The 13,694-nt window shown below is 39.4% G+C and carries 6 protein-coding genes; 3 read left to right on the forward strand and 3 right to left on the reverse strand.

Going from position 1 to position 13,694, the window contains the following annotated elements; genetic code table 11:
* The first annotated feature begins 338 nt into the window (after positions 1-338).
* From H5126_RS02355 to H5126_RS02365, 3 genes are all read left to right on the forward strand, one after another.
* A complete protein-coding gene (locus H5126_RS02355; protein WP_182720600.1) occupies positions 339-3,071 on the forward strand; it encodes a poly(beta-D-mannuronate) lyase in 2,733 nt (910 codons plus the stop codon).
* Between the two features lie 326 nt (positions 3,072-3,397).
* Positions 3,398-6,430 (forward strand): TonB-dependent receptor, encoded by a 3,033-nt coding sequence (locus H5126_RS02360; RefSeq protein ID WP_182720601.1) that lies wholly within the window; start codon positions 3,398-3,400, stop codon positions 6,428-6,430.
* 521 nt (positions 6,431-6,951) lie between these two features.
* The gene (locus H5126_RS02365; RefSeq protein WP_182720602.1) at positions 6,952-9,915 is read left to right on the forward strand and encodes a TonB-dependent receptor; all 2,964 of its coding nucleotides are present in this window, start codon (positions 6,952-6,954) and stop codon (positions 9,913-9,915) included.
* Between the two features lie 210 nt (positions 9,916-10,125).
* On the opposite strand, the gene H5126_RS02370 is transcribed toward H5126_RS02365, so the two are convergent.
* The 3 genes from H5126_RS02370 to H5126_RS02380 form a co-directional block, all read right to left on the reverse strand.
* On the reverse strand, positions 10,126-12,036 hold the full coding sequence (locus tag H5126_RS02370) for an aminotransferase class V-fold PLP-dependent enzyme (protein WP_121954504.1): 1,911 nt from the start codon (positions 12,034-12,036) through the stop codon (positions 10,126-10,128).
* Positions 12,037-12,500: 464 nt separating this feature from the next.
* A complete protein-coding gene (locus H5126_RS02375; protein WP_007587265.1) occupies positions 12,501-12,785 on the reverse strand; it encodes a hypothetical protein in 285 nt (94 codons plus the stop codon).
* 281 nt (positions 12,786-13,066) lie between these two features.
* On the reverse strand, positions 13,067-13,588 hold the full coding sequence (locus tag H5126_RS02380; protein ID WP_259413397.1) for a S41 family peptidase: 522 nt from the start codon (positions 13,586-13,588) through the stop codon (positions 13,067-13,069).
* Between the last annotated feature and the right edge of the window lie 106 nt (positions 13,589-13,694).

A 13,694-nucleotide genomic window follows, 5' to 3' on the forward strand; every position in this document is an offset into this window, starting at 1 on the left:
AATAAGAATACTTCACATATATTTAATAATATTACCTTCTAAACCCTATATAAAACTAAGTTTTTACTATAAGGCTATGTATCTTCAACGTTATTTTTCACAATTGAATTCAATTTTTAACCAACAATAAAAGCCCAAGGTTAACTTGGTGTTTATTTATTGTTATTTAATTAGGTTGGGATAGTGGAAAAACTTATTTTATTGTGGTTATATTACCAAGTTGGTTAACAATTTATTTGCAATTTAAATGAATTTGGTAATAAACACATGATTTATTTGGTAACACACACAATAGATAGCCAAATATTAAAACTATAAATTTGGAGAATAGAGCCACCATGAAATTCAAACATTTTGCGCTATGCGCTATTGCAGCAGCAATCGTTGGTTGTGACACAAACTCAAACAACAATGACAACAACTTGGGCTCTATTGCTCTTAGTGGAACTGTTACAAGCGGACAAACATTAACAGCTGAAGTTAGTGACCCTGATGGTATCTCAGGTGACGTGACTTACTACTGGTATGCAGATGGTGAGGCAATTGCTGGTGCAAATAGCGCTTCATTTACATTGACTGACGATCAGATAGGGTTACCAATTACAGTTCAAGGGCTTTATACAGATGATGGCGGTATTAATGAATCGCATATTACAGAACCAACCGCAGATGTTGCCGCAATCGCATTTCCTGCAAGTTTAACTATTACAGGTGACGCACTAGTTGGTTCGCAACTAACTGCTAATGTAGCTGACGACAATGGCTTTGATGGCGATACAGTAACTTATAAATGGTTTGCAGATGACGTAGAAATTGCTGATGAAGCACTTTCAACGCTCACGTTAACAGACGCACAGTTTGGTACAGTTATTACAGTTAGTGCATCTTTTGAAGATAGCCGTGGGTTTAACGAGTCTGTAACTTCAGCCGGTACAGAGGTTGTCGCACGAACAAACTCAGAAGGCGAAGTTACAATTAGCGGCACGCCAACTGTTGGAAATACTTTAACAGCAGAAATTAATGATACCGATGGGGCGACAGGAGATATCACTTATCAATGGCTTGCTGACGCACAAGAGATAGATGGCGCAATAGAGAGCACCTTTACAGTTGATGCATCACTTTTAGGTCAAAAGATAAGTGTTCAGGTTGCTTATACAGATGATAATGGGTTTATCGAGGATAATATATCAGAGGAAACAATTGCTGTTTCTGCTGTTGCGGTTGACGAAGCCGGTAGCGTAGCCATTATAGGCGTAGTGCCTTATTTAACAACTGGCGAGTTAACCGCTGAGATAACTGATAACAACGGCGTTGAAGAGGCTAACGTTACTTATATTTGGTCTGCTGATGGCGTTGAAATAGCTGGGAGCAATAGTAAAACATTTACACCTTCTGATTACGCTGGCTCAATAATGTCAGTAAAAGCTACGTATACAGATAATGATGGCTTTGCGAGTGAGGTTACAAACTCACTTGATACATTGGTTTACACACAATTAGTTAGTAACCCTGAAGCACTCCTTGGTGCTATAAGTGGCGGTTTAGCTGACGGTGATGTTATTGGCTTAAACACGGGTGTTTATGCTGATATGGACGCAATTTTATTAACCAGTGCAGTAACGCTTCGCGCTGTAGAAGGTCAAACTCCTGTACTTAGTGGTGAAGTATGTGTGCATGTAGCTGCTGGAGTAGATGGCGCTGGGTTAACAGGGCTTACCTTTAAGAATATAGATACTAAAGCGGGTGCATTTTGTGAAACCGAAGAAGGTGCTGTTATTTACTCAGAAGGGGATAACTTTACTTTTTCGCAAAACACGATGGATGGAGAAGAAGCGACACTCAATAACTCTGAATACCATTGGCTGATGATAAAAGGTCAAAGTGCGTTGGTTGAGCGAAATACATTCTCTAATCGAAATGTAGCAGAAAAAGGGTCTGTGATAAAAATATCATCATCAAGCTCTGATCACGTTATTCAATATAATTTATTTAGTGACAGTGATAATCCAAACTTTGATCAATCAAGTTTATACTTAATCAATGCTGGTAGTACAACGGGTAGTGGTGCAGCTGATAACGCAAACTTTACTATTCAGTATAACCGCGTAGAAAACTTTGTAACGGGTCGTCGTTTAATGCGTGTACAAACTTCTGGCGCAACCATCAAAGGCAATACAATCATAAATCCTAATGGTGGTATTTCATTAGAAGATGGTGGGTTTAATAGTGTTACAGACAACATTATTATTCGTACTACAGATATTGCAAGCTCAAGCGATAGACCTGCTGGGGTATTGATTACACCACTTGGTCACACCGTGAGTAACAACTACATTGCTGGTATTCGTTCTGGTAATAAAGAAGCGGGCGGTATTGTATTTACAGCTAACCCATTTTCACAAGCTGATGGCGGTGTGCCAAACTCGGGTAACCAAGCTGTACTTGATGCGGCTGGCGACTTTACACTAAATGTAACAAACAATACGGTTTTGAACTCACAGCAACCTATTGTATTTAGTACGGAAATAGGCTCTAAAGCACCAACAAGTGATTGTGATGAGTTAACCGCAGCGAATGCGCCGGTTCTCTATGGGCTGACCAAAAATGCGTTTGTTATAAACTTTAATGGAAATTTAATTGCAAACGGTTTAGGTGATCAAACAGACGCAGATACAATAAGCAGCAGTGCTACAACTCAAGGCCTATTTTACCCAAATACACTTGATAGTGACCATGCTTTTGAATATGACTGTGACTTAATTAATCATGATAGTTCGGTGCTAAGTAACAACTTTGGCTATATGGATAGTCGAGTATCAGGCGATGCAAGCGGTGACTGGGTTGAAATTAGAAAACTAAATGGTAATGGCGCATTCGATACTGATGGTGCAATTGACCAAGACCCAGCAAATAACGGTAAAGAAGTGCTTGAGTACGTTACAGCAGCAAGTACGTTATTAGAAACTGACCCTGCAGGCCTTCAGGCAGAGGCAGGTGCTAAAGGTCTTCATTATATTCAATCATCTGAAGTCGGTGTTGGATCTACATGGAAAATACAAAACGATTAAGTAACCAATTAATCAGTTAACTTTTAAAAGCCCCAAATTTGGGGCTTTTTTATTATTTATTAATAATCACCACACTTTTCTCAACCTACATTACCCATTTATCGACTAGTTTAGAGCTGTTTATATTCTAGCAAAAAACCTGCCTGACCTACTGGTAATGCCGTTAAGTTAAAATTGGTATACCCTTATGGTAATATTAAAACGTCAAATTGGTTGATCATCGTGCTGGGTTTAAGTATATTAATATCAAAGGTCACATAAAATATACATCAGCATAACAAGCTAACACACTAAAATCACACAACAACAACCAGCGGAGAATTCAAATGTCGTTGAAGTCACGAGATAACAATAATTCTACAACAGGGCAGTTTGCAATGCGCCCAGTTGCAAAATGGGTAAGAACAGCGGTCATCGCAGGTATGGCAAGTTCTTGCGTATTTACAGCAAGCGCACAGGAAGATCAGGGAAAAGCGACAGAAGTTGAAGAAGACGTTGAAATAATTAGTGTTACAGGTACACGTAGAACGATACAAGATCAAATAGCAATTAAACGTGAAGCAACAACAGTAGTTGATGGCCTGTCATCTGAAGATATTGGTGATTTACCAGCACTGTCAATCGGCGAAGCACTAGAATCAATTACAGGTGCTGCATCTCACCGTGAAAACGGTGGTGCTACAGAAATCACTATCCGTGGTCTTGGTCCATTTTTAAGTGCAACACACATTAATGGTCGTGAAGCGACTAATGGTAGTGGTGACCGCTCAGTTAACTTTTCGCAGTTCCCTTCTGAACTTGTAAAAAAAGTAGCGATATATAAAACGCAAGATGCCTCAATGATTGAAGGTGGTGTTGCAGGTGTTATTGCACTTGAAACTATAACTCCACTTGATTTTGGCAAACAACGTGTATCAGCTGAGGTTAAATTAAATTACAACCCAGACGAAGGTAATGTAGATAACTCGCTGCAAAGTGACGCGGGTTACCGTGGCACGTTTAGTTATGTTGATCAGTTTGAATTTGATAACGGCCAAGCCGTTGGTGTGTCTTTTGGTGTGCAGCGCCAAGAAATTAGTCAACCAGAGGCTGAATACAGAAGTTCTAGCCCATCAGGTTCTTCATTGTGGGCGTGTTTAAACGATCCGACTAATACCAATGAAGGTTTTTATCGTAGCAGCGCAGGCGACTGTGAAGACCAAGTTAATGGCAGTAGCAACCAAGGTTACGATACAGAAATCGATCCAGAAACAGGTAAAGCAGTAAGTGATGGTACTCCGTATGCTTGGACTGGCAGTAGCCGAAGCTTTCGCCAAAACGAGACATCTGATGAACGTGATGCAGTATTTTTTGCACTGCAATACCAACCGTCAGCTGATTGGGATGTTAACTTTGATGCACAAATTTCAGATAGAACACAACAAGAAGCACGCCACGATTTAATCTTTTTACAAAAACGTGCAACACCAGGTGTAACCGGTCCAACACTTGTAACTAACGATGTAGGCGGTATTTTACATTGGGAAGGTGAAGAGCGTATTGAATCAGCGGGTGAGCAATTTTCTCGTGAAGAAAACTACCAAGGTTACGGCATAAATATAGAACATACAGTTACCGATAGATTAACTGTTGACTTAGATTTAGCGTATTCAAAAACTGAACGTGAAGAACTTCAAATATCTAACCGTGGTAGAACATCAGGTCGCAATTTCTTTTCTTGGGATATGGGCGATGAAATTCCTCATTTCACACTGACAGATTTTGACGTAACAGATATTTCAAACTTTACAGATAGCCTAAGAACACGACTTGACCGTGAAAATGTTCGTGAAAACGAAGTTATATCAGCGCGACTAGATTTTGACTATGCGCTAGATGGCAACGTTTTTACAAGTATTCAAGGTGGTATTAGAACATCTGAAATGACCTTCCTACAGTATGGTGGTAGCCAAGGTAACGGTTCAAGAAACGAATTTACACTAGACTCTGGTACTGAAGCGCTTGACGTATTACAAGGTTGTCAAATCGATTTCCCTGAATCAGGCTTTTTATCGAGTGTATCTGATGGTGATATCGTAACAAATATTGATAGTGACGGTAACGTTGTAGCTAGCGGTACAGGTTCATCATGGGCTACATACGACAACGTATGTTTCTCACAAGCTGTAGCTGGTTCTAACGCTGATGGTGTGTTTGCTTACCCAGAAGTGGAATATGAAAATGCAGGTACAATTGATGTAACAGAAAAAACAACATCAGTGTACTTAATGGCTAACTACGATACTGAAATGTTTGGCAAATTCATTCGCGGTAACTTTGGTCTTCGTATTGTAGACACAGATGTAACTTCGATTGGTTTTAGAAATAGCTTTGATGTTGTAACAAGTGATACCGGTGTACTGTCTCTAGTTGAGTCTGATAACGGTTCACTGGATAAAATAAAAAGTGGTGGCGATTACACTAAGTATTTACCAAGCTTTAACCTAGTTATTGATTACAGCGAAGATATTTTATTCCGAGCAGGTATATACCGTGGTATGTCTCGCGCAAATCCATCTAATTTAGGTTATAGCCGTACATTCCAAGAAGATACAGAAGGTACAGCAACATCAATCAGCGATTTATTAGTGGGTGTAAATGGTTCTGGTAATCCAGACACTCAACCACTTATGTCTTGGAACTACGACGCTGCGTTTGAATGGTACCCTAACGAAGATTCAATCTTAGCGTTAAGCTTATACTACAAACAGTTCAATGGCGGTTTTCAACAACAAACCGTAATTGAAGATTTTACTGTTGCCGGTGAAACAGTTTCACTACCAATCACCAACTCTGTTACGTCAGACGAGGACAGTGAAATATTAGGTCTTGAAGCTTCATTTTCTTACCACTGGGATAATGGCATCGGTATGAAATTTGGTTACAACTATGCAGACACTGACTTTGAGTTCCAAGATAGCTTATACGGCGATACGTTTGTTACTGATGTAGACGGTAATACTACACAATTAACTGACGGTATTGTTGAGTCAGCTTCAGTACCTGGCTTCTCAAAGCATGTATTTAGCAGCCAGCTGTACTACCAAATTGGTGGGTTTGATACTGCCGTTATTTACAAATATCGTAGTGAGTATTTCCAACCATATACTACAAATGGTACTCGACTTCGTTATGTTGATTCTGTAGGCGTATGGGAAATGCGCGCATCATACAAAATTGATGAGCACTTTAGAGTTAAAGCAGAAGCAATTAACTTGTTCAGCGCACCTAAATCACAAGATTTCTTTGTTGAAGGAAACTTAGGTGAAGTGAATGACTACGGCCCACGCTTATTCTTAGGTTTAAGCTACAAGCTGTAATAATAGTTAAACATTAAATCTCATTAAAAAGGCGGTTTTACCGCCTTTTTTTGATCCCTAAATTCTTCAATTTTATATTTTCAATAACGCTAATAAATAGTACTCAACACAGTTCGCTTTCTAATAACGCTTCTTGACTGAAAAAAATTGGTTAACCAATAATGCCATTTATTAAGTGCGTACAACATCATCGGTTTCTCTTGCCTAAATTATTTCATTTTTAAAACACTAACTCTTTTAACCCTTGTAATTGATAGCTCAATTTCTAATTAAATTTAAAATCAATAAATAACATGAACTTAAAATCTACTTTATGATTTTAATTTAAAGGTTAGGTAGGTTTTTCTATTTTGGTAATAACATATTGCATAATATTTAATCTAAATTCATTACCAAAAGGTTGACCTTTTTATGGTTGGGTGTAAATATAAAGTTAAGGGTTTGTAGTAATTAAGGGCTTTTAATAAAAACAATAAAGTAGCTGGTTAAACATAGCATTTCACACACACAGGAAAAAAACTATGAGTCACAAGTTATCTAAAATTACACTGGCAGTTATATCGGCAACCGCACTTGGTATGTCTTTGTCTACACAGGCGCAAGAAGCTCCAAAAAAAGCTGCAGACGATCTTGAGGTTATTGAGGTTTCAGGCATTCGACAATCGCTTACAAATGCGCTTGCACAAAAGCGTTCAGCAGATAGCCTTGTTGAGATTATTGAGGCTGTCGATATTGGTAAGCTACCAGATCAAAACCTCGCAGAAGTACTTGAAAATGTAACGGGTATTCAAATTACCCGTGAAGCAGGGGTAGGTACGGGCGTTCAAATTCGTGGTACCAATGCTAATCGTACAGAAGTGAACGGCGTATCAACAGTTGGCTCTGGGTCTGGGCGAAGTGGCATTAGTTTTGAAGATGTATCAGCTGCAATCATCTCCGGTGTAGAAGTAATTAAGTCACCTGAAGCAAAAACAATCGAAGGCTCTGTGGGCGCAACAATAAACCTTAAAACAATTCGCCCGTTACAGTTAAATGAAACTCTAGGCTCAATTAGAGTTCAAGGTGAAGATAGTAGCTTATCAACAGATGGTGTTACTCCTAGGGTATCGGGTGCTTGGGGTGATAACTGGGAGCTTGATTCTGGCGGTAAGTTTGGTGTTGTATTTAGTGGTAGTTACAGTGAGCAAGACGTAACCGCATTTCGTCCTCGCGCAGATAGAGATAATTCGGTAGCCGCTGATAGTGGTGCTGCAAGTGCACAATCGTTTGATTTTCTACCAGTACAATTTTTAATTCAAGATTACGATAATTACGAATACGAGACAAAAAACTTCGCAGGTACATTTGAATATGCACCAAACGATAATATGAAATTCTTTTTTGATGCAGTTGTTAACGATCAAGAGCGCCGCCAAGAAAGCTCAAGAGTACAAGCATCTGGCCTAAGTGATCTTAGAAATGTATCAATACCGAGTGAATTTGAAACAGTTAATTTTGGTTCACTTGACGGACAAAACCTAGGCAGCATACAAGCGGCCGTAAGAGGCGTTATTCCGGTTGAAGACGGTGGTGGCGATCCTAATTTACGTTTTTCTAGTGATACTAATTCACGCATAACAAAAAGCAAAATATTTAGAATAGGGGGCGAATGGCAAGGCGATAGATTATTTGCAAGTGTTGAAGCCTCAACCTCTCGTTCTGATTCAACTACACCAAGCTTTAATACAACGCTTAATTTTATAAATCCAAATGTCGCTACTAATTCGTCAAATGAAAACGGTACTCCTTTTGAGTATGATCTTACAGGTGATGCACTTACATTTGGTATTGCAACGGGGGAGGCAAACGCACCAACAATGGCTCAATTACTCGACCCTGCAAATGTTGTTCTACGTGATGTAAACCAAGGGCAAGACGAGTCAGAAAATACAGAAGATGCGTTTCGTACAGATTTTACATATTACTTAGATGATGTAATAACGTCAGTCGATTTTGGTTATCGCTACAGCAAAACGAGTAGTATGTCGGATCAAGTTCGCTCTAACGTTGGTTTAAGAAATATGGCTGATAGCCCAACGGGTGATTTATTTGCACAATTATTAACAGCGGGCCCAGATAACTTTAACGATGGTGATGGGCGAGCACTTTATATTCGTGATTTCTTACTTATAAACCCAGAGCTTGCATCCTCTGAACCACAAGCTGTATTAGCAGCACTTAACCAAGCGATTGAAGCTAATAATGCAATAACAGGTTCTGATCGTGGTCCAATAAGTTCACCAACGTCTCAAGTAAATGCGTTTTTTGATATTGAAGAAGAAACACATGCCTTATATGCACAAGCTAATTTTGAGTATGGCATGTTTCGCGGTAACTTTGGCTTACGTTATTTAGAGACTGAAGTTACATCGCTAGGTAACTCTGTTACTCAAGATGGAAGTGGCAACGAACTGGTGACTCAAGTAACGTCAAAAGGTGATTACGATTTCTTTTTACCACGATTTAATTTAGCCGCGAATGTAAGTGAAGATGTGATTGTTCGTCTAGGTTGGTCAAAAGATATCAGACGCCCAGATTTTGATGACCTATCTACATCCGTTACGTTTGGCACCAGCCCTAATAGTGCAGTTTCAATAGGTAACTCAGGCTTAGAGCCAGAAGAAGTAACCTCTTTCGATATATCCACTGATTGGTATTTTGCACCCGCTGCTTTATTAAGTGTGGGGTACTTTCATAAAACACGTAGCGATTTGCACGTTACACAGCAAGTTGACCCATTTGAAGACCCAAGCACAGGCTTTCGCGATACAAATGGTCCAGAATGTGAAGGCGGCGGCATATTTAACCCAATTGCTGACATAAACGTATTTGGCCCAGATGCTGGCGTAGGGTTATGTGTACCAACACAAACTACTATTAATGATTCTGGTGAAACAACACAGCAAGGGATCGAGCTTGCAGCTCAATACGACTTATCAAATTTTGAAAAAGAGCTAGGCTGGGCATCAGGTTTTGGTGTAGTTGCTAACTATACCTATCAAGAATTTTCTGGTGGTGAATCATTTGACACCGCAACGAGTCGTGCAAATGCTGTTTTTGCATTAACAACCGGTAACCCGGATACAGACATAAGTGCTAAGCAATCACTCATTGATCTGTCAGAAAACGCATATAACATCACATTTTACTATGAGAAATACGGTCTATCTGCTCGAGCGCGTTACACGTGGCGCGAAGGGTACCGTTCAACTGACTTTGGTAGCACTTCAAGCTTCCCATGGGGTTTCCCTGTTGTACAAGAAGACAGAGGGCAGCTTAATGCCAGCATAAGTTATGATGTGAACGATCAGCTAAATATCGGTATTGAAGCCGTTAACTTAACTGAGTCAGAAGTTAGCCAGTCTTGTGTAAACGAAGGTGCTTTACTTTGTTTCCAAGGTATTACAGACCGCCGTATTACATTTGGTGCAAGCTATAGATTTTAAAGGTTATAGTTAAATCGAGTCTATAAGTGTGTGTATTTAAAGACGCTAAAAGCAAGCCACCTGGCTTGCTTTTTTTTAACTATAATTAGTTAACATTTACAAAAATGATTTATTCCACTTTGTATTTTACTTCTAAATTCTGTTACAGCGGCAATGTCTTGCGACACTGCCGGCAGTAATAATGTGTGGGGTAGTAGTAAAGGAATACTTTTATTTCTTAACCTTACCCTTAAGAACATAAATTTCACCATCAAAACTGCCTTGAATCGTCAGCCCTTGGCTTGCCAACTCTTGCAAATATTCAACATGATCATCAGTAATATGCTGGCCTGGGACTAAAAGCGGAATGCCCGGTGGGTATGGAGTAACTAAACCTGCACAAATGCGGTTGCTACTTTTGCTAATAGGCACAGATTCGCGGTCGCCATAAAAAGCATCGCTTGGAATACATGCCAAGTCTATGGCTGGTAAGTTTTCAGGTAAGCGAGCTCTGCGCGTCGATTTCGACAATTTTACTTTACCGCTATCTAGCTTTTTCAATGCATTGTACAAACGAATTATTTTTGAGCGCGTGCCGCCAAGCGTCAGTAAAACCAAAATTGTGCTGTGTGTGTATTTTTCAATCTCTAGCCCAATTTCATCCAGTAGATATTTATGAATATCTTTTAATGAGTAGGGTAGCTCACTAATATCAATAAGGATTTTTAATGGATCGTGACCCATGTTATCACCACTAAAGTGCGGGAATATTTCCATAAAGTCTTGCTTAGCTAATACTTTAATTTGCTTAAGCGAGGCCATCTGTTGTTTAAACTCCTCAACATGATTTAGCAGCGCATTGAGCAGCTTATAGCCTTCCATCTCTAATTGCTTTTGGCACACGTCAAGCGATGCAATAAGCTGATATTTAGGCGATGTACTAGCGTAGATACTATAAATCTCTCGAAAGAAATCGGCATCAAAATCGGGGTCGTTAATATGAATATAAGACGCTTGAGAAAACGCCGATACTACTTTATGCGCCGAATGCGTAATGTAGTCAGCCCCTGCATGTATCGCAGAATAATGACGAAAGCTAGGATGAAACAAAGAGTATGCAAACCAGGCTTCATCTATAAATACCTTAATACCATATTGATGAGCATAATCTACGACTTGTTTTAGGTCGCTAAGTAAGCCATCGTAAGTACAACCGGTAAGCACTAGTAATTTAGCATCAGTATTGTTTTCAATTGCTAACTTGATGTCGGCCAACGATGGTGGCGCGAAAATGCCATATTTTGGGTTTAAGATACTCGCCAAATAAATAGGGTAACTGGCTGATTGCAAGATGCCATAGTGTACTGACTTATGGCAATTACGGTCGACAATTACTTTATCTCCCTTGCGCAGCAGTGTCTGCAAGATGATTTTATTTGAGGTGGATGAACCATTTGTAACAAAGTAGGTGTGTTTAACTTCAAACGTCGCCGCGGCTGATTCTTGGGCGCGACCAATAGTATTAGTGCTGTCTGATAATGAACCTAGCGAGTCTACCGAAACCGACAGGTCGCCAACAAATACATTGCGGCCGTAAAACTGATAAAAATCTTTAATGTAAGGTGAGTTTCTAAAGCTAGAACCCCCACTATGACCCGGTGTATGCCAAGAGTCGTTTGCTTCACCAACGTAACGACGATATGCCGTCCAAAATGGTGTTTCAGAGCGGTCGTCAAAATCGTTAATCATATAGCCTAAAATAGCTTCTGGGTCAGAAATCACTTCATCTTTAAAAAAGAATGATTCGATTTCTTCTGATTCGTTTACGATCTCCAGCCCTTTAGTGTCGTCGCCAATAACATAAACCGGTAACTCAAGACGAATTGCCTTTAAATCCTCGATAAAGCGGCTATACATCCGCTCACCCACTTTGTTGTGCATATCCCAGCTTAGAACTACGGCTTGAATATCACCATCTTCCTCTACACATTCCAGCGCGTGTTTAAGCTCGAGGCATTCAATAATATCGATATGAATATCGTCTCGCTCAAAGTTAGGAATGGTCTTTGATAGGTTCGTTGAAAGCCCTTGTAAAGTGGCTGGGTCTTGCTCAATTATCAAGATACGAAGTAGAGGTAGCATAGAGGGTTTCGCAATATAATTTTATAATGCTCACTAGCATAACCAAAGGAATGTAACTTGTGAAATTAATACTTTGATAATATTCTAATAATTGTTTTATTTCATTGGCTACTACAAATAAGAGGCGCAATGAAATTCATGTGTTTTCTGTTTGCATCGTAAGCATAAAGATTTTGATCATTATCAACGACAATATACTTCCCTTTAAGTTTTATACCACTGCAGTATAAAAATCATACTTATTTGATGGGCAGTTTTGTGCCAGTGCAGGTCGAATAAGCGAAGTGCCATCCGACACAGTAAAATACCTTACCAATTATTATCAGCATTTTATGTTGTCGAGTGGCTGGAGAGTGCCATGAGCGGACGGTGGTAACGCCCCAAGCAGGGGATTTCAAGAGCGTTTTTCAGCGAGTAAAATTCCCGCTGACTTGGCTTGTTAGGTTGCTGGTCTACAACAAACACTATTGAGCCTCGACGCTGTGATAATCAGCTGATGTTTCATAACAATTGACACACACAACTGACATTTTATTAAAGGCTCGAAACTTCTCAGTCATACCATCTTCTTCATCAAACAAGGCTTCACATTTGGAACACCACGCTTGAAGGTCATTAGGTTCGCTAGAGTTTTCAATAAAGCCTACAGGTACACCTTCTGGTTTCAACAAATGGCAACAGACGACGGCCGCAACTCGCTTACCATGTTCGCCACAATCAACATACATTGGTTCAATCTCAGTGCTCATATGCAACCTAACAACTTTATCAGAGGACACTTTTCCTTTTTTAGCGCGAAAACATCCTTATTTTATGAGTTTCTATTAATAGCAAATAGTGTAAGTTATTGCCATCTATAAATATTAAGCTTAGGAAAGGTTATTTTACTATGTGAAAAAGAGGGAGGTTTTCACTTATTCTTACTAAGTTAATGACGACTCACCTGAATGGTCGGTTATCGCTCTTTGCCGAAGTTCGGCTTAGTGCCATCAGCAGATATTGGTAACGCCTCATTATACGCCAAATGCACTTATCTAAAAGCTTTAATTGCCTCATTAAGCTGCACATCTTTTCCGCTTTCAATATTCTTCACATCAAGAAATACAAATTCATGATCTACAGGCAATCCAATGTTTTCATAATTATCCCCATGAGAATTTAGATATCTTTCATTTGATAATGTGATCCCCCAACCATTGGGCAAAGCTTTTGTTAACGCATCGCTAAAAGCTCCGTAGCTTCTTTCACCAATAAAAGTAACGTTGCCTCTTGCTTGTAAACCTAAAAGAAATACTTCAGCCGCACTAGGTGTTTTTTGACTAGTTAGAACAACAATGCTTCCTGTGTAATGATTAATTTTTGATGGGGCGACAACAATTTTTTGAAGTTCACTATAACCTGTCGATGTTTTAAATTGTTTCCCCCCCAAGGCTAATTCTGAATCTATTAAGTAAGATAAAATAGAAAATGCTACTAAGTCACTTCCACCCATACTAAAACGTAAATCAATAATTAAACCATTGCTTTGTTGGATGAATCGCCCCGAGTTCATCGGAGACCAGTTTGTTTAAGTCAGGCCACTTTACCTGACTCGTTTAAATTATCATAGTAGTCTGTTTCATATTGAGCTGGTGAAATATACCCAATTGAAGATAATA

This window comes from Pseudoalteromonas sp. SG45-3, assembly GCF_014164075.1.
Taxonomy (GTDB): Bacteria; Pseudomonadota; Gammaproteobacteria; order Enterobacterales; family Alteromonadaceae; genus Pseudoalteromonas; species Pseudoalteromonas distincta.

Coding starts and splice junctions, on each gene's coding strand:
- H5126_RS02360 (WP_182720601.1), top strand. CDS start 3,398: ATGTCGTTGAAGTCACGAGATAACAATAATTCTACAACAGGGCAGTTT.
- H5126_RS02380 (WP_259413397.1), bottom strand. CDS start 13,588: ATGAACTCGGGGCGATTCATCCAACAAAGCAATGGTTTAATTATTGAT.
- H5126_RS02375 (WP_007587265.1), bottom strand. CDS start 12,785: ATGAGCACTGAGATTGAACCAATGTATGTTGATTGTGGCGAACATGGT.
- H5126_RS02370 (WP_121954504.1), bottom strand. CDS start 12,036: ATGCTACCTCTACTTCGTATCTTGATAATTGAGCAAGACCCAGCCACT.
- H5126_RS02355 (WP_182720600.1), top strand. CDS start 339: ATGAAATTCAAACATTTTGCGCTATGCGCTATTGCAGCAGCAATCGTT.
- H5126_RS02365 (WP_182720602.1), top strand. CDS start 6,952: ATGAGTCACAAGTTATCTAAAATTACACTGGCAGTTATATCGGCAACC.